Source organism: Pleionea sediminis (assembly GCF_007570825.1).
Lineage (GTDB): Bacteria > Pseudomonadota > Gammaproteobacteria > Enterobacterales > Kangiellaceae > Pleionea > Pleionea sediminis.
On sequence record NZ_SUNB01000001.1, the window covers coordinates 1,838,340 to 1,862,976 of the forward strand.

Annotated in this window: 22 protein-coding genes; 13 read left to right on the forward strand and 9 right to left on the reverse strand. The window is 40.0% G+C overall.

What is annotated here, in order from left to right; translation table 11 throughout:
* Positions 1–135 precede the first annotated feature (135 nt).
* The 3 genes from FAX86_RS07460 (at position 136) to FAX86_RS07470 (ending at position 4,439) form a co-directional block, all read left to right on the forward strand.
* Positions 136–2,448: a Tex family protein gene (locus FAX86_RS07460; RefSeq protein WP_144392706.1), complete on the forward strand. Its 2,313-nt coding sequence runs from the start codon at positions 136–138 to the stop codon at positions 2,446–2,448.
* A 731-nt stretch (positions 2,449–3,179) separates the two neighbouring features.
* Positions 3,180–3,785, forward strand: a complete 606-nt coding sequence (locus tag FAX86_RS07465; protein ID WP_164503499.1) for a Yip1 family protein — start codon at positions 3,180–3,182, stop codon at positions 3,783–3,785.
* A gap of 111 nt (positions 3,786–3,896) precedes the next feature.
* Entirely contained in the window at positions 3,897–4,439 is a 543-nt protein-coding gene (locus FAX86_RS07470) for a disulfide bond formation protein B (RefSeq protein ID WP_144392708.1), read from the forward strand.
* A 16-nt stretch (positions 4,440–4,455) separates the two neighbouring features.
* Here the strand turns inward: FAX86_RS07470 and FAX86_RS07475 are convergent, their stop codons facing one another.
* The gene (locus tag FAX86_RS07475; RefSeq protein ID WP_164503500.1) at positions 4,456–6,387 is read right to left on the reverse strand and encodes a PAS domain-containing sensor histidine kinase; all 1,932 of its coding nucleotides are present in this window, start codon (positions 6,385–6,387) and stop codon (positions 4,456–4,458) included.
* A 243-nt stretch (positions 6,388–6,630) separates the two neighbouring features.
* Between FAX86_RS07475 and rsd the strand changes: the two genes are divergently transcribed.
* A complete protein-coding gene (rsd, locus tag FAX86_RS07480) occupies positions 6,631–7,074 on the forward strand; it encodes a sigma D regulator (protein WP_205859119.1) in 444 nt (147 codons plus the stop codon).
* Between the two features lie 8 nt (positions 7,075–7,082).
* Positions 7,083–7,373, forward strand: a complete 291-nt coding sequence (locus FAX86_RS07485) for an antibiotic biosynthesis monooxygenase family protein (protein WP_144392711.1) — start codon at positions 7,083–7,085, stop codon at positions 7,371–7,373.
* A 9-nt stretch (positions 7,374–7,382) separates the two neighbouring features.
* On the opposite strand, the gene FAX86_RS07490 is transcribed toward FAX86_RS07485, so the two are convergent.
* A complete protein-coding gene (locus tag FAX86_RS07490) occupies positions 7,383–7,721 on the reverse strand; it encodes an Mpo1-like protein (RefSeq protein WP_144392712.1) in 339 nt (112 codons plus the stop codon).
* Between the two features lie 5 nt (positions 7,722–7,726).
* The gene (gene bamJ, locus FAX86_RS07495; RefSeq protein WP_144392713.1) at positions 7,727–8,548 is read right to left on the reverse strand and encodes a BamJ family beta-barrel-assembly machinery protein; all 822 of its coding nucleotides are present in this window, start codon (positions 8,546–8,548) and stop codon (positions 7,727–7,729) included.
* 102 nt (positions 8,549–8,650) lie between these two features.
* Here bamJ and FAX86_RS07500 point away from each other — a divergent pair, with 102 nt between their 5' ends.
* Complete coding sequence (locus tag FAX86_RS07500; RefSeq protein ID WP_144392714.1) at positions 8,651–9,700, forward strand: WD40 repeat domain-containing protein; 1,050 nt, start codon at positions 8,651–8,653, stop codon at positions 9,698–9,700.
* A 6-nt stretch (positions 9,701–9,706) separates the two neighbouring features.
* On the opposite strand, the gene FAX86_RS07505 is transcribed toward FAX86_RS07500, so the two are convergent.
* Entirely contained in the window at positions 9,707–11,383 is a 1,677-nt protein-coding gene (locus FAX86_RS07505) for a M28 family metallopeptidase (protein WP_144392715.1), read from the reverse strand.
* Positions 11,384–11,554: 171 nt separating this feature from the next.
* Between FAX86_RS07505 and FAX86_RS07510 the strand changes: the two genes are divergently transcribed.
* Positions 11,555–12,898, forward strand: coding sequence for an adenosylmethionine--8-amino-7-oxononanoate transaminase (locus FAX86_RS07510; protein ID WP_205859120.1), 1,344 nt, complete (start codon positions 11,555–11,557; stop codon positions 12,896–12,898).
* Positions 12,899–12,902: 4 nt separating this feature from the next.
* A complete protein-coding gene (locus FAX86_RS07515; protein ID WP_164503501.1) occupies positions 12,903–13,631 on the forward strand; it encodes a 16S rRNA (uracil(1498)-N(3))-methyltransferase in 729 nt (242 codons plus the stop codon).
* A gap of 12 nt (positions 13,632–13,643) precedes the next feature.
* On the opposite strand, the gene FAX86_RS07520 is transcribed toward FAX86_RS07515, so the two are convergent.
* Positions 13,644–14,036, reverse strand: coding sequence for a response regulator (locus FAX86_RS07520; RefSeq protein WP_144392718.1), 393 nt, complete (start codon positions 14,034–14,036; stop codon positions 13,644–13,646).
* Positions 14,033–16,126: a sensor histidine kinase gene (locus tag FAX86_RS07525; RefSeq protein WP_144392719.1), complete on the reverse strand. Its 2,094-nt coding sequence runs from the start codon at positions 16,124–16,126 to the stop codon at positions 14,033–14,035. Before FAX86_RS07525 ends, FAX86_RS07520 begins: the two co-directional genes overlap by 4 nt.
* 397 nt (positions 16,127–16,523) lie before the next feature.
* Here FAX86_RS07525 and FAX86_RS07530 point away from each other — a divergent pair, with 397 nt between their 5' ends.
* Both FAX86_RS07530 and FAX86_RS07535 read left to right on the forward strand, forming a co-directional pair.
* A complete protein-coding gene (locus FAX86_RS07530; protein WP_144392720.1) occupies positions 16,524–17,060 on the forward strand; it encodes a cytochrome b in 537 nt (178 codons plus the stop codon).
* A 17-nt stretch (positions 17,061–17,077) separates the two neighbouring features.
* Positions 17,078–17,641, forward strand: coding sequence for a YceI family protein (locus FAX86_RS07535; RefSeq protein WP_144392721.1), 564 nt, complete (start codon positions 17,078–17,080; stop codon positions 17,639–17,641).
* 39 nt (positions 17,642–17,680) lie between these two features.
* Here the strand turns inward: FAX86_RS07535 and FAX86_RS07540 are convergent, their stop codons facing one another.
* Positions 17,681–18,751: a sigma-70 family RNA polymerase sigma factor gene (locus FAX86_RS07540; protein ID WP_144392722.1), complete on the reverse strand. Its 1,071-nt coding sequence runs from the start codon at positions 18,749–18,751 to the stop codon at positions 17,681–17,683.
* A 96-nt stretch (positions 18,752–18,847) separates the two neighbouring features.
* Here FAX86_RS07540 and FAX86_RS07545 point away from each other — a divergent pair, with 96 nt between their 5' ends.
* The gene (locus FAX86_RS07545; protein WP_144392723.1) at positions 18,848–19,765 is read left to right on the forward strand and encodes a MerR family transcriptional regulator; all 918 of its coding nucleotides are present in this window, start codon (positions 18,848–18,850) and stop codon (positions 19,763–19,765) included.
* A gap of 10 nt (positions 19,766–19,775) precedes the next feature.
* On the opposite strand, the gene FAX86_RS07550 is transcribed toward FAX86_RS07545, so the two are convergent.
* Positions 19,776–20,363: a peptidylprolyl isomerase gene (locus FAX86_RS07550; RefSeq protein ID WP_144392724.1), complete on the reverse strand. Its 588-nt coding sequence runs from the start codon at positions 20,361–20,363 to the stop codon at positions 19,776–19,778.
* Positions 20,364–20,702: 339 nt separating this feature from the next.
* Here FAX86_RS07550 and nhaC point away from each other — a divergent pair, with 339 nt between their 5' ends.
* The gene (gene nhaC, locus FAX86_RS07555; RefSeq protein WP_144392725.1) at positions 20,703–22,256 is read left to right on the forward strand and encodes a Na+/H+ antiporter NhaC; all 1,554 of its coding nucleotides are present in this window, start codon (positions 20,703–20,705) and stop codon (positions 22,254–22,256) included.
* Positions 22,257–22,353: 97 nt separating this feature from the next.
* Positions 22,354–22,908 carry a TFIIB-type zinc ribbon-containing protein gene (locus FAX86_RS07560; RefSeq protein ID WP_144392726.1) on the forward strand — a complete coding sequence of 185 codons (555 nt, stop codon included), beginning with the start codon at positions 22,354–22,356 and terminating at the stop codon, positions 22,906–22,908.
* A gap of 71 nt (positions 22,909–22,979) precedes the next feature.
* Here FAX86_RS07560 and FAX86_RS07565 read toward each other — a convergent pair whose 3' ends face one another.
* Positions 22,980–24,509 carry a cytochrome-c peroxidase gene (locus tag FAX86_RS07565; RefSeq protein WP_144392727.1) on the reverse strand — a complete coding sequence of 510 codons (1,530 nt, stop codon included), beginning with the start codon at positions 24,507–24,509 and terminating at the stop codon, positions 22,980–22,982.
* Between the last annotated feature and the right edge of the window lie 128 nt (positions 24,510–24,637).

Consider the following 24,637-nt stretch of genomic DNA (forward strand, 5'->3'; position numbering starts at 1 on the left):
ATTTGAATGTAACGATTTATTGGTATTTTCTTGCCATAGAAAAAGGTGACGCTCCCTTTCAGAGCCAGCATTAGTTATAATCGCTGGCTTTCATTATTTCACTATCATTTTAATAAGCGGGGCAGGAAACTCTACATGCTAAATATCGCACAACGAATTGCAGAACAGTTAGCGGTCAAGCCGCAACAAGTTGAAGCCGCTATTCAATTATTGGATGAAGGATCGACAGTACCATTTATTGCTCGTTATCGAAAAGAAGTAACGGGTGGTTTAGATGACACTCAGTTGAGGACACTTGAGGAGCGCCTAACTTATCTAAGGGAACTGGAAGAACGACGTTCTGTTATTTTGAAAAGTGTGGCCGATCAAGAGAAATTGACTCCTGAATTAGAAGTGTCGATCAAAGCTGCTGAAACAAAAACTGAACTTGAAGATCTGTACCTGCCTTATAAGCCAAAACGAAGAACAAAAGCCCAAGTTGCTCGTGAAGCAGGTTTGGAACCACTAGCTCAAAGTTTATTGTCTGATCCATCACTCGAGCCAGAAACAGAAGCTGCAAATTACCTGAATCCCGAGCATAAAATAGAAGACACCAAAGCTGCGTTAGATGGCGCACGACAAATACTGATGGAGCAATTTGCGGAAGATGCTGTTTTGTTAGGCCAGTTGCGAGACTTTTTGTGGGAAAATGGTTTTCTTAAATCAACTCTAGTCGAAGGACAAGAAGAAGCGGGACGTAAATTTTCAGACTATTTTGAATACTCTGAGTTATTGAGCAAAATTCCTTCGCACCGTGCTTTGGCTGTTCTAAGAGGGCGTAATGAAGGCGTACTAAGCCTTCAGCTAGTTCCGACTAAAGAAATGCTCGAGGACGAGAATGCTCCTAATCCTTGTCAGCAAATGATAGCCGACCGATTTGGAGTTAAAAACGAAGGCCGCCCGGCAGATTCTTGGCTGCAAACGGTAGTACTTTGGTCATGGCGCATTAAATTACACATGCATTTTGAGACAGAGCTTGTTGGTCGATTAAGAGAAAGTTCGGAAACCGCTGCAATTAATGTTTTTGCAAATAATCTGCGGGATCTTCTAATGGCAGCACCCGCTGGGGCAAAAGTCACCATGGGGCTGGATCCTGGTTTAAGAACCGGTGTGAAAGTCGTTGTCGTTGATGATACGGGTAAGCTACTCACACACACGACGATTTTTCCTCATGCACCGCAAAATCAATGGGACCAGTCAATTCGCAAGTTAGCGACTTTATGTGAGATGCATAAAGTTAATTTGGTCAGTATTGGCAATGGAACGGCTTCGCGTGAAACTGATAAATTAGTGACTGAGTTACAAAAAAAGCATCCCGAATTGAAATTTGATCGCATTATGGTAAGTGAAGCTGGTGCATCTGTTTACTCTGCTTCAGAGCTTGCTGCGTTGGAATTTCCAGATCTGGATGTTTCTTTCCGTGGTGCTGTATCGATTGCACGTCGATTGCAAGATCCTCTCGCGGAGCTGGTTAAAATTGAACCTAAGTCAATTGGTGTTGGTCAATATCAGCACGATGTTAGTCAAAGCCAACTCTCGAAAACTTTGGGGGCAGTTGTTGAAGACTGTGTAAATGCCGTTGGTGTTGATTTGAATACAGCATCAGCACCATTGCTATCGCGTGTGTCTGGACTTAATAAAACTCTTGCTTCAAACATCGTGAGTTTTAGAGAGTCGCATGGTCGTTTCGCAAATCGTAAACAACTAATGAATGTAGAGCGTCTAGGTCCAAAGGCATTTGAACAGGCCGCTGGGTTTTTACGTATTGCTGATGGCGAAAACCCACTCGATGCTTCGACCGTTCACCCAGAATCCTACCCAGTAGTGGAAAACATTTTGGAAAAGGTTGGTGGGAAAGATATTAAAGAAGTTATGGGTAAAGCGGATGTCATCCGTAAACTAACTCCGGAAGAGTTTGTTACCGAGCAGTTTGGTGTACCGACAATCGCTGATATTTTAAAAGAACTAGAAAAGCCCGGACGGGATCCTCGCGGTGACTTTAAAATGGCAAAGTTTAAAGACGGTGTAGAGCGCCTTGAGGACTTAAAGCCAGGTATGGAACTTGAAGGTGCGGTAACTAATGTCACCGACTTTGGAGCATTTGTTGATGTGGGCGTTCATCAAGATGGGCTGGTTCACATCTCAGTAATGTCGGATAAATTTATTTCTAATCCTCGAGAAGTTGTTAAAGCAGGAGATATTGTCCGTGTCCATGTGGTTGATGTTGATGTCAAAAGACGTCGAATTGGCTTATCAATGGTTGGTCCTAATCCAGAAGGAGCGACACAACCAATGGCTAAAGAACGCCCAATGCGAAAGAAAAAACATTCTGGCGGTCGTAAACAGGTAACTAATGCACCGACTGGAGCGTTAGGTATGGCGCTGGCGGATGCATTGAAAAGGAAGTGATAAGTTTGTTTTTTAAACAAACTAGAACACATTTCTTGGTAGTTTAACTCAATTGTAAAAAAATATTTGCAACGCGAATCACGGTTTGTTATAAAGTTTTTGCGCTAGCGAATACAAAGAAACTCGGACAAACCGGGTCTTGCAGACTGGAAAACCTTTAATGGCCTCACATAGTGGGGCTTTTTTATTTGTAGAATATTTTTAATAGTTCCCTTCAAAGTCCTTTGATTATCTTTTTCTCTTTTTAAATTATTAGAAAATTATTTTTAATAACGAAATGACGTTAAAAGTTTATGATCGAGAACGTCTACGTTCTTGATATCGCCACCTAAGGACCATTACTCCACTCATTCCAAAAAATAAAGCTGGTATCCAGCGAGTGGGTTGATCAATAAAAATAACCAATGCCAAAGACGTTATTAAATAAATGAAAGGTAGAAGTTCGTATAAACCACGGTTAAGCATTGAGTAACTCCATTGCAATCGCAAGCATCCATAAAAAAGTGTCTAGGCTGACGCACTTTATACCTAATTTATCGCTGAAAAGAAACGGACATAACTAAAATGTATTAAAAATCTCGATAAAAATATAAACTTTTTTAATTAATGATGTTTTCTTTGATCCAGCTCTAAGGTATTGGTTTTGTTTAATCTTTTGTTGCGTTGCAGCTCGGCATTGGCGTAAAAAAGGAATATGCTAGTAAGAGTTAATTTAAATGAGGGCAGGTTTCATGTCGTTGAGAAATACTTTTGGGTTGCTTTATGAGCCAGAGCAGCAATGGCAAAAAATCTCAGAAAAAAATGATTCCATTGTAAAAACTTATTTTAAATTTTTGGTTGTGATGGCATTAATTCCTCCATCGGCTGCCTTTGTCGGAAGTACCTACGTTGGCTGGAGTTTGAGTTTTACAGAAGAAACACAGCGGCTCACTGTAGACAGTGCGCTAAAGCTTTCCATTGCTGCATACTTTGCTATTTTAGCTGCAGTTTTCGCATTGGCAGCATTTATTCATTGGATGGCGAGAACCTATGGTTCGAGTCCTTCAATGAAACGTTGTATGAACTTAGCCGCGTACAGTTGCACACCTTTGTTTCTTGTCAGTGTTTTCGGCGCTTATCCAATTCTTTGGATGGACATGCTTCTTTCTCTCGTCGCAATTGCTTGGGCTGTTTATCTTTTATATACCGGCGTTCCTATTATGATGGGTATCGATAAAGAGCGCGGCTTTATGTTTGCTGGCTCAATTATTACTGCCTGTATGTGTATTCTGGTTGGGATGTTAGCTGTGACCGTAATTTTTTGGGGCTCTGGTCTTGCTCCTGCCTTTACGAGTTAATTAGCTATCTAAAAGTTAAACACAGATAGAAACAGTTTTGTCATTTTTTAACGTGGATTTTTAATGAGGGTTTGATATTCTCGAGCTCTTTGTTTAAAGATCTTAGAAATTATGACCGGTTTGATTTTACAAAGCCAGCGTGTGATCAACACTCGCTGGTTTAATTTCCTTGTCGCTTCTTTTTGTGCTGCTCTAATTGGCGCTGCACTTTATTTTCAGCATGTTGAAAACTTGGAGCCTTGTCCATTGTGTATTTTTCAACGCATGGTGGTTATGGCCTTTGGAGCATGGTTTCTTGTTAAGGCAATTCACGGTCCGCGCCCTGAAGCAAAAATGCAGTGGGTTTATTTTGTTATTGGGTTATTGATAGCGGTACTGGGAATCTTTTTGAGTGGTCGACATGTTTGGCTTCAAAGTTTGCCTGAGCATTTAGTTCCAGCCTGCGGTCCTGCTCTTGATTACTTGATGGATGTATTGCCATTTTTAGAAGTCGTTGAAGTTGTGCTGAAAGGTTCTGGTGAATGTGCAAAAGAAGATGGCTGGGAGTTTCTATGGCTTAATATGCCAGAGTGGATGCTAATCATATTTTCTGGTTTTGCACTATTTTGTTTGTTTGGCTTATTTACTCGCTGGCAGCAAAGAAAGCCATTTTGATTAATGTAAATATTGACTAGATGTTCTCGAAGGGTAACTGAATTTGCTCTTCGTGAACTTCTGTTTGAGTTTTTATTTCATCCTCATTTTTTGCAGGAATAAGGATTGTAAAACAAGTACCAAGATCAGGCGCAGACTCGACACGTAATTGACCTTTTAACTGCTCGCTTATTATAAAATAAGAAACGGAAAGTCCGAGCCCAGTTCCTTTTCCTTCTGGCTTGGTTGTAAAAAATGGTTCGAAAACTCGCTTACGTATTTTTTCTGGCATCCCAGGCCCGTTATCCATAATGTCAATTCGAAGGTTTACCGATTCCATATGTGCCTTGACTGTAATTGTTGGGTGAGTATTGTCTTCTTGAGCAGCTAGTGCTTGAGCGGCGTTGATTAACAGATTGAGTAGCACTTGATGTAGTTGGTTTTTTTGCGCCTTAATCGTGGGTAAGTCGGGCTCTATTTGTTGTTCCACTTTTATGTCGCGGAAACCATGTTCACGATATTGAGTAAAATCTTTTTTCGCAAGTCGTATCGAGGTTAGTAGGGCTTCTTCAATATTGATGCTTGTTGATTCTCCTTGGCTGGGACGCGCAAAACTTAACATATCAGAAACAATGGTAGCAGCGCGTTCTCCGGCTTCTTTTATGGCACCTAGCGCTGAATGTATTTTTTGTTTTTCTAGATATTGGACGACTTTGTCGAGATCAAGGTTTAGCTGCTCTGCGATTTTTTGATTCCTTGGAAAGTCCGGTGAAAGGCGACGGTTAATGTTTTGAGTGCTTTGTAGAATAGCTCCCAGAGGATTATTGATTTCATGAGCCATACCTGCCGCAAGTCCACCGAGTGAGAGCATTTTTTCAGTTTGCACCAGCATTTCATCAAAATGTGCTTTTTCAGTAATATCGTCTAGTCGGATTACCACTCCTGGATCGTCTGAGCTCGCGTTTTGACTGAGTGGATAAACCATAACTTCAAACTGTTTGTTCTCTTCTCCCATTCGTATATTGATGTTTCGATAAAGTTTTCTAGTGCCTTTATTACTTTGACGTATCATTTTAAAAATAACGGACTTAAATTGGGGCAATAATTGTGTAATTACCTGACCTATTGCTGCCCCTTCGAATACACCAAAAACCTTTTCAGCTTCTAAGTTCCATTGTGTCACTTTTAGATTTTCATCAAGAGCAATGATGACTGAGGGCATTGAGTTAACGAGGTTTTCTAATAAAAGACGGATTTCATAAATGCGTTTTTCTGTCATTTCGCGTTTGTGAACTTCTTCAACCAATTTTTCATTGCGTTCTTGCATTCGGCTTTCTAGCCTATTTCGTGCTCTTTCTAAAGCTTCTTTTGAGTCATAAAGTTCTTTTTCAACTTTCCTCCGGCGTGTAATGTCTCGAGCAATTTCCAAGTAATGCGTACCGTCCATCCAGCCGGCAATTGAAATATGATTCTCGATAGGAATTCGCTCATTATCTGCTGTACGGTAGGTGGATTCAAAAGTAAGGGATTGTCCGCTAAAAAGCTGTTGGTGCATTTTGGGATTTCGGTAAAGGGTGCATTCAATATCAATATCTGTATTGTGCATCGATTTTAGTTGCTCGACAGAAAACCCAAGGACCTGACAAGCTTTTCTATTGGCATTAATAATTTGACCGTTGGGTCGTGTTATTAAGATCATATCTGCTGCATGGTCAATAAGCTCTGCTACGTTACGTTTGGTTTCAAGTGACTGAATTTCTTTACGGTGCACTTTCGTTAAGAGTAAATAAACCGGCAAAAACAGAACGATTGCGGTAATGATGGCAACTTCAACATCGAACAGTAATTTATTGGAATCTAGCTTTTGATTGGTATAAAGGAAATACAACCAATCTACTACTATCGGGGATAACAGCAGCAAAAGAGATATTACGAGAATCCAGTGGACCAATGATAATTTAAGTAGCATATTTTTCATTTTAATAACGGTTCAATTTCAATAAGTCGCTGATCTTGCTACATTAGAATCTTAGTTGAATTCCCAAATTCCCGCACGGTAAAACTCTTTGCGTTCTGCTGAGGATGTGATAAAAAGATAGTTAGTTCAATAAAAAGATGTAAAATTACCGGAAATAATTGAGTTTTTTAGTCGGTTAATTGGTATAGAAAAGGTTTCCGGTTCACGAAAGTGATTTAACGTTGGGAGATGTCTATGTCGGGTTCTGTAGAACAGAATTCACGAGCTCGGTCTGTTATTGAGCGTTGGCTGGCAGAACGTAATGAACTATTGGTCCTTTATTGCCGTTTAACAGGTAAGCGTAAAGATATGATGTTGCCTGGTAAAGACCAAATTGACCAATTCTGCGATGTCCTTATCGACTATGTTTCTGCTGGGCATTTTGAGGTCTACGAGCAAGTGGTGAGTAACTGCGATCTTAATGGTCCTCAGTCGTTAAAGCTTCTTCAAGATCTGTTCCCTAAAATTAGTGAGACAACGGACCTCGTTGTCGATTTTAATGATAAATATTCAGACTCAAAGACCATAGAGGAATCGATGGCAGAGCTCGATAGAGATCTCTCGGCATTGGGAGAAGCTATTGCCAGTCGTGTTGAAATGGAAGATAAATTAATTGAAACATTGGCAACCCATCATTAGGAGTGAGTATGATTCGGGTGATTATTGAGCGACAGCTGAAACCAGGGCGTTTTGATGAATATGCGACAATCATACGTCGCGCGAAAAAGGAAGCCACACGTAAGCCAGGTTTCATGGGAGGGGAGTTATATTTTGATATGGATGACAAAAATAAAATTTTTATCATTGCTGCATGGGACAATTTGGAAAACTGGAATCTATGGGATGCGAGTGATGAGCGAAAGGCGCTAACTCAAGAGCTGTCGCCTATTATGGAAGGCGCTGAGAAAATAAAGATTCTAAAAAGCAGTCGTATTTAAAGTTTGAAATCAGTTTTTGGTTGCTTTATTCAATTCGTTGTTTAGCTTTCCCGTGATGGCGTAAAACAACATTTTAAAATCGCTAATGAATGACCACCAGGGGTAGGTGAAGGTAGCTGGGCGGTTCTTCTCGATAAAAAAATGTCCAATCCAAGCAGGCGTATAGCCAAGTATCAGTGGTAGCCAGAGCCAGCCCCATAGTTGATAAGCGATAAATAATGATAGTGTGGCAAGAGCAAGCGTTGTGCCGAGATAATGAAGAGCACGACAGGCTGAACGCTGGTGCTCTCGCAAATAGAAGAGCCAGAACTCATCGTATGTTTTGATGCGAACTGGCTGATTACTCATCGTTATTACTGAGTAGCTTCTTCAGTTTTCTTTTCTGCTTTGGCGTGCTCATGGCTGTCTTTTGGCGCCTCAGCTGATGCTTCAGGATTTATATCTATCAATTCAACATCGAAAATCAACGTTGCGCCTGGAGGAATGCTTCCTGGTCGACCCTGGTCTCCATAAGCTAAATCAGACGGAATGTAGAAGCGATATTTTGCACCTTTGCTCATTAACTGAAGACCTTCTGTCCAACCTGAAATAACTCGGTTAAGTGGAAACTCAGCAGGTTGTCCTCGTTTGACTGAGCTATCGAATTCGGTGCCGTCAATTAAAGTGCCTGTATAATGAACTTTTACAACGTCAGTTGCTTCTGGGAAGCTCTCGGCGTCGCCTTTCTCGATAACTTTGTAATAAAGTCCGGTACCACTTTCTGCGGCTTTAATTTCGCTGTCTTCTGCTTTAAGTTTATTAATGTGCTCTTCACCAGCAGTTTTGTTTACGGCAACTTCTTGTTGTTGCTTTTCTTGCATTGCTTTTTGCATGGTTTGTTGAAGCGCTGCCATATGCTGAGAAATTTCTTCGTCAGTGAATACTGACTTACCGTCAACGCCATCTATAAAGCCTTGCTTAAGCATGTCGTAATTTAATGCATCAGGTCCGACATTGCCGGTATCTTTGATTAAGCGAGTGCTGAACATTGCGCCAAGAGCATAACTTTGCTTCTCTGCTTCAGTTGTGGGCTTAACAACTTCAACCTTTTTAACTTCTTTGTTTTCAGTGGTTTGTTGTTGGTTACAACCTACAAGCAGCGCGGAAAGCACAGCGACAGAGATTAGTTTTTTCACGAAAATTCCCCTACAGTAAGTAAATGGATTGCTTTAATTAGAATGAGCAGTCTACCGGCATAATATTAAAAAGCAAACGATGCTGTCTGATAGAGTTTTCTCATGATAAAAATTGTGAATCCAGTGGCGATTTGGCTGTGCGTAATAAGTGTCCACTTCATAACCGGGTGCGATTCTACGCCAGAATCGGTGGCGACCTGGCAACATTCTGCGGTTGGAACCTTGGACGCCTCCATCTCAAAAGATGGTCGATTTGCACTGGTGAGTTCAGTGAATCATCAGGCCGGATTTTGGGATTTGGAAAAAAATGAACTCCTGTTTCAATGGCGGCATAATGAGAACCCTGAGAGCGGTATCATTGCTACTGCGATTTCCCCGGATGGAACTCGGGCAATTACCGCTGATAATCGTACCTTTGTGATTTGGGATACTTCATCAGGGAAAGCTTATGGTTACTGGGAAGCGCCAGCTCAAATATCTGCGGTGGCCTTATCTGATTCAGGAAAACATGTCCTTCTAGGACTGAGAAGCGGAAAAGTTGTGCATATCAATATGGAAACTGGGCGTCGTTTAGAATTTACGGCGCATCGAGTAGAACCTGTCGCATCGATTGATATGTCAGCAAATGGGTTATGGGCGATAAGTGGGGCAAGTGACGGCCGTGCTATTGTTTGGAATACAGAGACAGGTAAGCCGACTTATGTTTTTGAGCACGACACTCGAGTAACTTTGGTTAAATTTGATTCGCGCGGTGATCTGGCATTTTCATCTGGCACCCGCGGCAATGCATTTATTTGGGACCTAACAAATGGTTCTCTTGTGACTCGATTGCAATTAAAACCCAGAGAGTATGTAACAACTTCCGCTGTCTTCTCAATGAAGGGCGATAGGATTGCCACCGGCGCACCGGATAAGGATATCGTATTATGGTCTACTCGAAATGGTGAAAAGCTTGGCTCCTGGAAAGCAAAGACTCGAGATGTCTGGAAACCAACCGGAGCGATTGTTTGGGCTGTAGCATTTGATGCTGATGAGCAGCACTTGCTCACTGAGGCTTCTTCTGGATTTGGTCAAAAATGGTCGCTCCAGGAATTATCAAGTGAGCAAGAACTTGAAGAAATTGATAGTGCAAAGGATCAAATCATCGAGTAATGAAACCTAATTTTCTTTAGCGAAAGTTTCACCAAAGAAGTTACCTTCATGCCAACGGGGGCGCTCTTTACTGTTTCCAATTTCCTTGCCGATTAAATAATTAACCTGAGTAAAAACAGCTCCTGCCTCATAATTTATTGGTAAAGAACTCTCATCGCTGGGTTGATGGTAGTGTTCTGCAAAGAACTTCTGAAACATCTCTTCACCATTAACTGAATCATCAAGAGATTTAAATCCGGGCACTAAAAATACGGCGGGTATACCCTGCTTAACAAAAGAGTAATGATCAGATCGGGTAAAAATATTTTGCTCGGGCATTGGGTCCGGTGATAATTGCAAATTAACTGTCTCTGCAGCTTTTTGAACAAAATCTTCCATCGTGGAATGTTCAGAACCAAAGGCAATAACATCACCAATGGGATACAAAATCAGCGGCATATCCAAGTTTATATTGGCAACGATCTGATCAATTGGCACCGTTGGATTTTTGGCATAAAAGTCTGAACCGAGTAATCCTTTTTCTTCAGCAGTGACAGCGAGAAACAGAATTGAACGTTTTGGTGGATTAGTAGAAAAAAGCCGGGCGGTTTCAAGCATTATTGCCGTGCCACTTGCGTTATCGAGGGCTCCGTTATGGATGATATCTTTTTCTGACTCCAGTGGTTCAAGTGAGTGATATTCGCCAAGATGATCAAGGTGCGCAGTGTAAAGAATGTATTCATGCTTTAGTTCGGGATCACTTCCTTCAATAAAGCCTGCTACATTATAACTCGTAATGTTTTTAAATTTTGTTTGCGTTTGAATTGTCGCGGTAAAATCTAAATCGAACTTTGGAAGTGGTTCGTCTTTCTCTATCTTCTCGAGTAAGGATTCAAAGGTATACTCTGAGTCACTCAATAATAAACTTGCAGCAGTCTGACTTAATAAAGCACTGCCTTTTAGTTCTGGAATACTATTTCCTGGTATTCCATTTTCATCAAGCCAGTCGATTGAGTGAGAATTTAAGGTCTTCTTAATGCGCTCATAAGGATAGCGTTTTTCTGCTGCGGGTGTGTGTAATAATAAAACACCAACCGCGCCATGTTTGGCCGCAGCACGTGCTCTTTCCCTCACATTTGCTAAGTGTGCTCCTTTTTCCGAAGCAAAGGAGGCTGGTTTTCCTAGCATAATAACGACGATTTTTCCTGTAACATCGATGGTTTCATAATCGTTGTGACTGAAGTCGGGTGCTTTAATACCGTAACCAATAAAAACTAAAGGAGCCGTTAATTTTTGTTCTGATGCTACTTCATTTCCGCGAGTGACAAAATCATCAGGTAACTGCAGATTAATTGTCGAAGATTTGTTGAAAGTTAATTTTGTGGCTTCGATATTCAGCTGCCTTTCTCGAAATTGAATCGGTTGTAAGTAACTATCCCCTGAGCCAGCGGGTTTAAGCCCGTATTGTTGAAAATGGGAAGCAACATACTTGGCTGCTATATTGTAACCCTCAGAGCCCGTGGCCCTGCCTTTCAAAGAATCGTCGGCTAAAAATGAAATATGGGCTCTCAAAGAATTTTGATTGACTTCCGGTATTGAGCTTTGTTCTTTAATTGAGATATTTGGTTCTTTGCACCCAGCTAATATTAAGCTAGTTGCAAGTACTAAAATTTGAATTGCTATTAATGAAATCGTATTGCGCATGATTTAGAAAGTTTTCTTAGACGGAAATACAAGAGTACCGAGTGTGGCGTAAAACGCCAGTGTTAGTTCGTAACAAGTTATAAAATATAGTACCTTGCTAGCGTTTCTTGGTGTTCAATTCACCGTTATAATGAGCGCTGATTAATTGGTTTAACAAAAAATAGGTGGATTGTGTCCTCACTTTCGCAGCGTGATTTATCGGTACTCTGGCATCCATGCACACAAATGAAAGAGCATGAAATTTATCCATTGCTCCCAATGGTTAAAGGTGATGGAGTCTATTTAATTGATGATCAAGGAAATCGATATATTGATGCAATCAGCAGTTGGTGGGTTAACCTGTTTGGACACGGTAGAGTCGAAATCAAACGAGCCGTTCAGCAACAAGCAGAAGAACTAGAGCATGTCATTTTTTCAGGATGCTCCAATATACCCGCCATCGAGTTAGCCGAAAAACTCGTGGCAATTACACCCAAAGGATTGGATCGAGTGTTTTATGCTGATTGTGGTTCAGCCGCTGTAGAAGTTTCATTGAAAATGAGTTTTCAGTATTGGAAAAATATTGGTCGCCCAGAAAAGCAAAAATTCATTGCCTTGTCGAATGGTTATCATGGTGAAACAGTGGGAGCGCTATCTGTAGGTGATGTTGCATTATATAAAGAAACCTACGGACCAATGCTATTTGACACGATTATGGCGCCTTCTCCAGATTGCTTTTATCGTGAACAAGGAGAGTCTTGGTATGATTATTCTTTGCGGCAATTTGAAAAAATGCGTTCGCTTGTTGAAAAGCATCATCATGAAACAGCGGCTATTATACTCGAGCCTCTGATTCAGTGCGCTGGCAATATGCGAATGTATCATCCGGTGTATCTAACTAAGCTTCGTGACTTGTGTGATGAATTTAATGTGCATTTGATTTTTGATGAAATCGCGGTTGGGTTTGGTAGGACAGGTACGCTGTTCGCCTGTGAACAGGCGAATGTTGTTCCAGACTTTATGTGCGTTTCTAAAGGTATAACGGGCGGCTTTTTGCCTTTAGCAGCAGTATTGACTCGAGAGTCAATCTACGAAGCTTTTTATGATGATTATTCAAGTTTAAAAGGATTTCTACATTCTCATAGCTATACAGGAAATGCTTTAGCTTGCGCGGCGGGAGTTGCAACTCTTAACATTTTTGAGCAAGAACCTATTTTAGAAAATAATAAAAAGCTCATTAATAAGCTTTCAGAGGTGGCAGAGCAGTTTGTTGATCATCCTTTTGTTGGAGATGTCAGGCAAACAGGTACTGTTTTGGCTATTGAAATGATGAAAGACAAAAAGACTAAAGAGGCATTCGATTGGCGAGAGCGAAGAGGAATTCGCGTTTATCAACATGCGCTGACCCAAGGAGCTTTATTGCGCCCACTTGCTAATGTTGTTTACATGATGCCTCCTTATGTTATTACAGAAGAAGAAATTGAACTGTTAGCTCGTGTCGCTTGGGATGGTATTAATAAGGCCGTTAAGGATTAAGCTCATGCGTTTAAACCGAGTTTTTGTCGACGATGAACTGGCGGAGAATAAATTAGTCTCCTTACCTTCAGATGTAGTAAGACATTTAATAACGGTTCTTAAAATGAAAGAAGGAGAGTCGCTTATTGTTTTTAATGGTGATGGTTTTTCTTATCATGCGACAATTGACTCTATAAATAAAAGAGAAGTGAAAGTATCGATTGATCGACAGGAGTCATCCAATAATGAATCTCCACTTAAATTACATCTCTATCAGGCTGTAGCAAGAGGAGATAAGATGGACTTTACGATTCAAAAATCTGTAGAGCTGGGAGTGACTGAAATAACTCCAATTTTTACCGAGCGCTGTGGTGTTAAGTTGAGTACCGACCGGCTAGAGAAAAAATTAAATCATTGGCAAAAAGTGATTATCAGTGCCTGTGAACAATGCGGTAGAAACCAGCTTCCTAAATTGAATCGTCCCAAATCTTTGCCTGAGTTAGTGGGTGACTCTGAAGTTGATGAGTTCATGTTAATTCTCAACCCACATTCAGGAAAGAGAATTGCTGAATTAGAGCGTTCGACTCATTTTTCATTAGTGATTGGTCCGGAGGGTGGATTAACTGATGATGAAGTGAGCGCTTTCGAAAAAAACGGATGCTCAAGTGTAAAATTAGGCCCAAGAATACTTCGAACAGAAACCGCCGGATTGGCAGTTATCGCAATTATGCAATCGATTTTTGGAGATGTTTAACGATCTGCTGAGTTAACTGGCTAATGCTAAATCGTCTAAAATTGAAAGAATTTTTGCTGGTGTGAAGGGTTTAGCGATAAAACCATCGGCACCATTAATTATTGCTTTTCGTACGTTATCAGGAGTGTTAAAACCACTAACCATAATAACTTTTGTTCTAGGAATATTTTCTTTTATCCGTTTTAGCACAGTAATGCCATTTCCAGACTCTAGTTCTATATCGAGAAATATAAGCTTGTAATTGAATCGATAAAGTTTTTCGATTGCAGTATCCTCATCACGAGCTTCATCAACATTAGTGATTTTTTGCATTCGAAGTACTTCTTTTAACATGGCCCGTACATCAAAACTGTCGTCAACAATCAGGATGTCACGAACAGGCTTTTGAATATTCTCGTCATTCATGCTTGCTTGTTCTCTTGCTCCGATAATAAGTCTGATTCAATTTGTTTTAAAGCGTACTGGACGGCTCTCTGGCAGTCTTTGACGGCAATTTCTATATCTGCGGCGGCGGCACTAACACCGTCGTAATTAAAGTTGCCTGCAGCACCTTTAATGCGGTGTGCCGGTTTAGAAAGTGCAGACCATTCAATTTTTTCTATTGCATCATTCAATTCATTATAGTCTTTTTCGAGTCGAATTAAGTAATCTCGAGATAATTTTTTTATCGCATCAGTGTTGTAAAAATCAATAGGCTCTTCAGTCTTTTCTTCAGGAGACTTTAAATATTGTTTTAAGCATTGATATAACTCTTTTCTATCAATTGGTTTGCTTAAGCTCTCTTTGCAACCGATTTTAATGTATTTTTCGATATCTTGTTTCATAACATTGGCACTTAAAGCTATTATGGGGGACTTCACGCCTGACTGGATCATAAGTTGAGTGGCCTCAAAACCATCCATTACCGGCATTTGCATGTCCATCAAAATAACGTCGTAGTGTTCAGATAAAGCCTTTTGCAGGGCCAACTCTCCATTTTCAACTGCAGTGACTTTTAAACCTAGTCGAGTAAGTAGAGTAGTTATTAGATGTTGATTGTCTTGTTGATCTTCGGCTAATAAAACAGTACCACTTAATGAGTTAACCGTCTGTTCATAGCTAGATTGAGATTTTACCTGTACAGGTTTGTCTTCAACCCAAATAGTGTCAAGTGATTCCTTTAACGGCAATATCAACGAGAACTCGCTTCCACTTCCTGGTTCGCTTATAACTTTAATATCACCTTCCATTCGCTTTGCTAGTTGAAACGCAATATATAATCCGAGGCCCGTGCCTCCATAACGTCGCGTTGTGCTAATGTCGCCTTGAGCGAAGGGACGAAATAAGTTCCGAACAGTTTGTTGATCCATGCCAATACCATTGTCGATGGTTCGGAAAATCAAAATTTTCATGTTGTCATTAGCTGAAACTTCGAGCTGTACTTTGCCTCCTTTAGAAAACTTTATTGCGTTGCTGCAAATATTAAAAAGCACCTGGCGAAGCCTTAAAGGATCAAAAAGTACATCTAGTGGAAGAGGGTAGTTATACTTAATAATGAGTTCCACATGATTATCTTCTGCCTGTTTTTGAAGAAGTGACTCTATTTCATCAATGACCGAAAATAATGAGCTTGGTTCAGGATTGATTTGTAGTTTCCCTGCCTCAACTTTGGATAAGTCCAACACGTCGTTTGTAATTGAAAGCAAATGCTGACTATTTCTGTGAATCACTGAAAGAGCATTTTTAATCTCTTTGTAGCTATTATGATCATTAATTAATGACTCAGAGTAACCCATGATTGCCGTTAAAGGCGTTCTAATTTCGTGGCTCATATTAGCAACGAACCGCGATTTTTCTTGACTCGCTTTAGACTCGTCCTCCTGGGCTTTTACGGCCATTCGATTAATTTCGTACAACTGACGTTCAAAGAAAAACATTCTTTTATTATGTTCTTGAAGTAAATGCGCGGCTAAGATTGCACATCCACTCCACATAGTGTGGAACAAAAAAATGCTGAAAATGGTTGTCGATTTTGTGTCGGTAAAGAAAAATAATGCGGTTGGCACTAAGGTAATAATTGCACTTCCGTAGACAACAATTCGTACTCCCATTTGTATTATAACCAGAGCAAAAAGACATAGTGATAGTTTCACTGTAATGATGTAGTGCATCTCACTTAAAACTGCATAGATAACCGTGAAAGACACTGACACACATACGAAAGACATCAATACAACGGTATTCAGTGATAGTCTTAATGCTTTTATTGGAGTCCAGAAAAAATAAAGTAAGGCTCCTAAAATGGATGCCATGATAACTCTGACAACGATCACCGAATCGATGTATTTTTTGATAAGAATCAAGTCATGAAATATGCTGACGATCGCTATTGTGATGCCAAGTGCCAGAAACATACGGACAATAGGCGTCGCTCTCGTAAGCTGTAGGGCTTCGAAATAGGCGTTGAGGTCTCTTTTAGAGGTCTCAGCTGGATTTGTTGGATGAATTGGATTCATACTGCTCACAATTTGCGATATGCAGTTTTTCTATTTAGTTTAGTTCAAGTTTTAGGTATTAAAATTTCTAGTATGAGATTTCTGCCTTTTTATGCTAAATCAATGAACCGAGTCACAAATTGAGATTTGCGAACTTGTGACTCAATTAAATAGGTATATCCGAATCTTTAAACTTATTTGTTTATTCTTATTGGTAATTAAAGAGTATTATGATTGATGTTTCTCATGAGCAAAGTGATAGCTTTGATTGTCGAATTTTGAGTGGAAAGCTAAAGTCGATACCATTTTGGGCGAAGGGTTATTATCTATAAATTCGAACATTCGCATCGATTAGGGTTGATAGATTTCTCTGGGTTTTGTCGTAGAATAGTCGCAAGAATTTTTTGGGAATTTGACAATGATAAAAAATACGCAACAGCAATACGGATTGATTTCAAAGGTTATTCATTGGTTGGTCGCGCTTGTTGTTTTTACCATGTTTGGAGTCGGATTATGGATGGTAGAGCTTGACTATTATAGTACCTGGTACAAAGATGCCCCTCATTACCACAAAAGTGTTGGTATTCTGTTAACGGTCGTTATTATTTTTCGTTTAGTTTGGCGCTGGTTTAACGTTAAGCCTGAACCTTTAAAAAGCCACTCTCGATTTGAACGAATCGCCGCTCATATTGCCCACATTATTATCTACGTTTTACTATTCGCCATTTTTATCTCTGGTTATTTAATTTCTACGGCTGATGGAAGAGGTATTTCGGTTTTCAATTGGTTCGAAGTACCATCTTTAGGGCAGTTTGTTGAAAACCAGGAAGATCTTGCAGGAGAAATTCACGAGTTACTTGCTTTTGGTTTGATAGGGTTGGTCGCTATTCATGCCTTGGCCGCACTTAAGCATCACTTTTTTGACAAAGATTCAACTTTAAAAAGAATGTTCTAATACTAATGGAGACTCATATGAAATTAACAACTTTTCTTTTAGCAATTCTATTTTCTGGTGGTTTGCTGGCTGCAGATTATAAAATTGATACTAAAGGCGCTCACGCTTCAATTAATTTTAAAATTCAGCATTTAGGTTATTCTTGGCTAACAGGAAGATTTAACGATTTTTCAGGTAGTTTTTCTTATGATAAAGCAAAGCCAGAAGATTCTAAAATACAAGTTAAAATAAATACAACAAGTATTGATTCAAATCATGCTGAGCGAGACAAGCATTTGCGTAGCGGTGATTTTTTAAATACAGATAAGTTTGGAGAAGCGACATTTGTCAGTACTAAAATTAAAGACAAAGGCAATGGTAAGCTTGAAGTGGTCGGTGATTTAACCCTACATGGAGTGACAAAAAGTATCACTATTGATACAACCAAAGTTGGCGAAGGTGATGACCCATGGGGCGGTTATCGAGTTGGCTTTGCGGGTGAAACAGAGTTTCGTTTGAAAGATTTTGGGATTCCTGAAAAGTTAGGAAAGGCCTCGCAAACGGTGTATTTGTCATTACATGTTGAAGGTATTAGACAGTAGGTGAGGGGTTAAGGCGCTCTGCAAACAGAAGAGAGCGCCTTAATGTTGCTCAATTTGAATAATCTTTCTGAGTTTTTCTAAGGCTTCACTTTCAAGTTGTCGAGTGCGTTCCGTACTTTTTCCTATGACAACTCCTATTTCCCGATAACTGTGTGTTTCGCCAGTTTTAAGTCCATACCTTAAAGTGATAATTGTGTTCATTGGTTGGGGTAATTTTGACAGCCACAATTCCAACTTACGATCCGATATTAGTAATTTGTCTGGGCGGGTCGAATCATCATTCAGCAAGTTATAAAAGTCACTACCCTCATCGGCTGATATAGGTTGTTCCAGAGAGATATCAGGAGCAGCCATTTGTAATAGTTGTTCAATGTCTTTGCTTTCGGTTTGTTCTTCTTCGGCAATTTCTTTAATACGAGATCGGTTAGCATAGTCGCCTAAAGGGTACTTTCTTAAAAGTTTTAACATTTGGTCAACGATATTTTCGGGTTTCCTGACAATGCCGCCTTGTTTTCTGACATGTAATGTAATGTTTTGCTTTATCCACCACCAAGCGTAGGTTGAAAAACGAGTATTTTGATTAATCTCATATCGTTCAATCGCTTTCAGTAGTCCAATACTTCCCTCTTGAATTAAGTCCATAATAGGTAATTTTAAAAAATTATGTTGCATGGCGACTTTTATTATAAGTCGCAAGTTATGGAAAGTGAGCGTTTCAATGATTGTCTCGACTCTTAATTTGAGCTTTTTTAACTTGTCTAGTACCTGTCCTTGGTCGAGGCGTGTTAGTGCCTGCGTCTTTTTCTGGAGGAGTTGAACACAAGGATAGTTGTTTCTCACTATTTCCAATGTTTTCTCCAAGTTGCTCGAGTTTATCTCTTGATTAGAAGAGCTCGCTTTAATTATGTCTATATGTTGTCTATTAGTTAGTTTTTCGAAAGGTTTTTCTCCAAGTGCGATGTATGGAGCTATTGTAACTATCCAGTGATTCATGAGCTCGTCAAACTGAAGAAACAGCTGTCTCTCCTGCTTTTTTGTGAGTAAAGCGTGTTTTGAAGCTAATTGGAAGAACTGTATTTCGCTAGAGTCTTTGCTATTTTGAGAGAGCATGTATTTGCTCCTTAATAATGAATTCTAAGTATTTGTATGCTCTATTTGACTGTTCCGATCGTAAAGGTATTAGACAAGTAGTTAACGGTTTATATTATGTCTAGTATGCAAAGAACTTTTACCATTGGTACCGTCGCAAGACTGGTTGGTATTTCTACTCATGTCCTTCGGGTGTGGGAGAGACGCTATGACCTAAAGCTGTCCGCAAGGAATGAGAAAGGTCGACGAATATATACATCAAGCGAGATAGAGAAGCTGAAACTGATCAAGCAAGCTTTGGATAAGGGATTTAAGATTTCTGATATTGCTTCAATGTCGGTGAACGAGTTAATACATGTATGTTCGATCGATGAACCTTCGAACCAGACTCAAAGTTCAGCAAAAAGCATCTTAATATACGGTGAAAGGTTGGCTCACTGGATGTTTCGAGCAAGAACAAATCGTGAATATCGAGTTATAAGTGAATTGCCGAGTTTAATTCGAGAAATTGAGGGAACCTCTAGTTTTCCTGACGCCGTCTTGATCGAATTGGAAGAGATTAGTAGTGAAATCGAAGAGCTGTTGTACTCAACTAGACTGCAAGTACCTAATGAAATAAAGATTTATTTGTTCAATCGACATGTGTCGACAGAGGTTAAGCAAAGACTTGAAAAAGCAGGTATTGAAGTTATCGTTGAGGAATTAAGTGCTGAATTGATTCGAGGTATTGTCGAGAGAACCGATGTTAAATCTCTAAGTATTGACGTCGAAGAGCAACAGGAATTAACAGAGAAGCAACTCAATAACTTGTTGACCTCAGAAAACTCTATTTATTGCGAATGTCCACAACATATTGGTGATTTGTACTTAAAAATTAATGAGTTTATAAAATACAGCGATGGCTGCGAGCGACAATCTCCCAAAGACGCTACGGTTCATCAGTACATTGTTGAGAATTTAAAAACAATGCGAACAGTCTTAACCAAGATGACTTTAGGTGTAGCGCAAATGGATGATTTGGAGCTCGATAAATAAGTCGGTAGTGTTATTGGTTGTGAACTAATTCTATTTGTATTGGTACTGTATTTACTAGCAGTTGTTTTTTAGATTTAAGTTGATGAATTGTTTGCAGCGTGTTTATTCCGTCAATAATCTTGCCGAACGCTGCGAAGCCTTTTCCATCCGGGTTTCGCTTTCCTCCATAATCGAGCTCTGGTTGTTCGCCAATGCAGAAAAAAAACTCCGCATCAGCAGACCCAGGTTCAAGCCGAGCCATTGATATCGTGCCATTCGTATGTTTGATTCCCGTTTGGTTTGTTGGTTCATGCTTTATCGAGGCCTGACGATCGGGATGTGGATCCCAACCTAAACCGCCTTGTACAACTTCAATTTTTATCTCGTTGTCTGGCTGGTTTTTTTGCGTTACAACTCGGTAGAAGTGAGCATCTTTATAACGTTTCGAAGAAACATACGATAAAAAGTTTTGCACGCTTATAGGGGCTTTTTCAGGATAAAGCTCAACGATAAAGTCGCCATAAGAAGTGGTGAATTTCACTTTTGGATTGTCGCTAGCGTCAACAAGCGTTGTAATCGTTAGTAAAGCTAAAACTAGAAATGCACGAGTTCTTGTCATAATTTTTATTCTCGATGGTTTCCGATTCATCATATCTAAATTTTTATTTATTCCAAACCTTTAATTAGCAATTCATAAAGTTAAGGTCGTGGAGCGATATGACTTTAAAAACAGGATGTGTAATAATAACCGCTCAACATATAACCTAGCTATAAAGGTTAATCAGTGAGTGAGTACTTGCAAATGCACTAGGAGATGGCTCAGTCTTTCGTCGTGTGTGCGTTGTAAGAACTTGTTCTCAGGGCTGTTAACAGCCGCGATCATTCGAGTGTTTGTCAGAGATAATAAGAAACAATAAGACAAAACACGCATCTAATAATCCGATAAAGAGGTGTTTTAATGAAAGAGACAAAACAAGTAACCCCAGGCTTACTGTTAGCATTAACGCCGGTTGTCTTGACTCTGCTCATTCTCGGTACTCAAATTTTTATTTTCGAGGTATTCGAACCCCACATCCCACTCGCCATTGGTCTCGCAATAACCAGTCTTGTTGGCATATACCAGGGATTAAAATGGAAAGATATTGAAGAAGGTGTGTTTCACGTTATTCATGTTGCATTGCCATCGGTATCCGTACTGCTCACGGTTGGGATGATCATTGGCGTGTGGATTGCCAGTGGAACGGTGCCAACCATTATTTATTACGGTTTAAAAATTATATCTCCCGAGTTATTTCTTGCTGCTGCCATGCTTATCTGCGCAATAGTTTCTGTGTCTTTAGGTACTTCATGGGGAACGGTTGGAACAGTTGGCTTGGCTTTAATGGGAATTGGAGAGGGATTTGATATGCCCATGTATTGGACAGCCGGCGCCGTAGTTTCTGGAGCCTTTTTTGGCGATAAAATATCACCGCTTTCTGATACAACCAACTTAGCTCCGGCTGTGACCGGTACGAATGTTTTTGACCATATTAAAAACATGATGCCAACCACTATTCCGGCAATGTTGATCGCTTTAGTAATCTATCTATTTGTTGGTTTCTTTGTTGTTGATACAGAGAGTGTTTCATTTGAAAAAATAAATGGTATTACAACTGCGTTAGATGCGAACTTTGCTATTTCGGTTTGGGTGCTACTCCCTGCACTTGTTGTTATGGTATTGGCAATTAAAAAATATCCGCCAATTCCTTCTTTATTCGCTGGTGTGGTTGTTGGTGGTTTAACGGCGGCTATTGCACAAGGTCAAGATCTACAGTCTTTGTTTAGTTTCGCGAATAATGGATACAGTATTCAGTCGGGCAACGAAGAGATTGATGGCCTACTCAATCGTGGTGGTATTCAATCGATGATGTGGACCATTTCGTTGATTTTAATCGCTTTAGGTTTCGGAGGCGCGCTAGAAAAAACAGGTTGCTTACAATCCATTATTAGTAGCATTAAATCTAAAGTCCACAGTTTTGCGGGTACGCAAAGTGCTGCTATCGGAACCGCGTTTTCTACTAACTTAGTGGCCGGCGATCCCTATTTGTCTATTGCTTTACCAGGACGAATGTTCGCACCAGCATACCGTGGAATGGGTTATTCAACGTTGAATTTATCGAGAGGTATCGAAGAAGGTGGAACACTGATGTCGCCACTAATCCCTTGGAATGCGGGTGGTGCCTTTGTTATTACAGCACTTGGTCTAGGTATCCTTGAGGGTAACTTTGAGAATCTCCTTTATATACCACTGGCTTTTGCCTGTTGGCTGGCTCCAGTAATAGGTATCTTTTATGCGGTAACTGGCTTGTTTTCACCTAAAGCTACAGAAGAAGAAATTCGTGGCTGGAAGGAAAGCGGAGAAGAAATCGCTCATTATGGTAAAGATGGAGCGACAGTGTCGGACGACTCTCATGTTCATGAAGATATTGAAAAATTAGGACCTCATGGGAAGCCATTGAAAGAAAAAGCCTGATTTTTGTATATCTTTTTTCGTATATAATGAACCGATAAACGCAATGAAAAAGGCGGTCAGTTAAGACCGCCTTTTCTTTTCTCGGAAAGGTAAAAGCATGCAATGCCCAAAATGTAAATCAAAGGTTTTGAAGCCAACAAAATTAGAACAGGGATTTCCCGTATTAGGATGTGATCAATGTAATGGTATTCTCGTGTCGCTCTTATATTACAGAGATTGGGCTGAAAGAGATTTATTCGACTCTGACACTGATACTAAAGCGAAAAAGGCGGAGCTAGATAAAGAGAGTATCAAAGATACAACGTCAGCTTTGTCCTGTCCTAAATGTCAGAAAATAATGCTCAAGTATAAAATATCTGGATGTACTCATAATCGATTAGATCTGTGCAGTACTTGTGATGAGGCTTGGTTAGATGGTGGCGAATGGGAGCTCCTCGAGTCTTTGGATGTTCAGCATCAAATGCCAAAAGTGTTTACAGAAGCTTGGCAAAGTCGATTAAGAAAAGAGCAAGCCGAGGTAAACCGGGAGAATCGACTCAAGAAAGTTATCGGAGACACAGATACTCAATCTGTTGTTGATTTTAAAAAGTGGTTGGATAGCCATCCAAAGCGTGCCGAAATAGTTTTTTATCTAGCTCATAAAGATAAATAAAACCCTGGTAATTTTTGACTGCTTTGCATTGAATTGCCGCTGGAAAAAATATTGCCAGCGGCTAATGCTATCTAAAGGTAGTCTCCATTATTATCAACTGCATTGAGCCTCATCGCATCAGGATTGGAGTCACTTGCATCGGGGATCCAATCAGATAAACACTCTCTTTCCAGAACACAAGGATCGGTTAACGTTTTTAAAAACGCAACTAAGTCATCGATTTCCTCATCCGATAAGTCGATTATTTCAATAACATCACGGCTGGCGGTTCTATCTGAGTTCAATTTGTCGATTGCCATTTGTGTATTGGTAACCATATCGACTGCCTGAATATTTGGATCAATTTGAGACCAGTCATAATTATCGAGTGCAATTTGTGGATTCAAATGGTGGCGAACAACTGCTTCTAAGGTGGTATACGCTCCAGCGTGGCCCCATGGACCTGTTACCTCGACATTTAAAAGTGAAGGAGTTCTAAAAGCAAAGCGATCATTTTCGTCGCTAGTTTCTCTATATCGACCAAAGTCATTATTACCTTTTTCGCCATCGCCTTTACCACGTCCCATTTGAATCATACCAATGTTATGGAAGTCTTCATCGGTAAAGAAATCACCACTGTGGCATGAAACACAATTCGCTCCTTTCTCTTCTTTTGAACTAAAAAATAAAATCGCGCCGCGTTTTTCCGATTCTGATAGTGCATCTTTCTTGCCTTCAATATATTCCTTCCAGTCATTGTTAATGAATACTTGTGAATTTTCGTAAGTACCTATTGCTTTGGTAATATTCTCGAATGTAATGAGCTCTTCTGCTGTCGCTGTGGGTTGTTCAAAAGCAGATTGAAATTCTTCGAGCCATGTATTTGTAAATAAACTTAATCCCGGAGGTGTACCATAACTTCCTAGTCGTTGCTGTAAATAAGCGCGTATTTCTGAATTAGTAGTTCCATCCATGGCGCCAAAGTTTTTCATTTCTTCAGGAGACGTTACAGGAAAGCGTGATTGAGCAATGGTTAAATTCTCTCCTGCATTTTCATCAGCAGTTCCAAAGCTGGAGTCGGGAGTTCTTATGCCTTGTCCGTCATTGCCATTTTGTCCAGGTGTACCGCCCAGGCTTTCTACTCTACCATCATGAAATAGAACTTTGTCCCACATTCCTATATTGAATGTGGTTGGAGCATTTCGAGGTACTGTCGGTCCGCCATCATAGTGATCTCCAGAACTACTATGGTGTCGACCATCTCCTAGTAAATCAGAGAATTCTGCATCAACACCAATGGGCAAAGATAAATTATCCCCACCTCCCAAAACTGGATGATGACAGGTGACACAAGCGACATCCATTTCACCGCTGAGTGCTTTTGAGAAAAACAGTTTCATTCCGAGCTGAGAGAGTGGTTCTTCGATTGTTGGCAGATTTCGATTTTTAGATGGATCGCCCGTTAAGTTAAACACTTCGATTTTGTCTTGTAATTGCTTATCTAACTTTTGTTCGTTAGTTAAATGGCTTGATGAATCACAACCGCTTAGTAGCATCGATGTTACTACGCTTACTAGGGAGAGCTTCAATCCTTTTTGATAGAGTGACAGACCTTTATCCATGTTGCACACCTTTTATTTTTATATGAGATTTCATTTGAAAAGACATTACTGTCTGTAAGTGAATATAGCTACTTTTTTCTCAAAAATCACAAAAATATTTTATGTGGAGATTTGCTGGGTATGCAGGT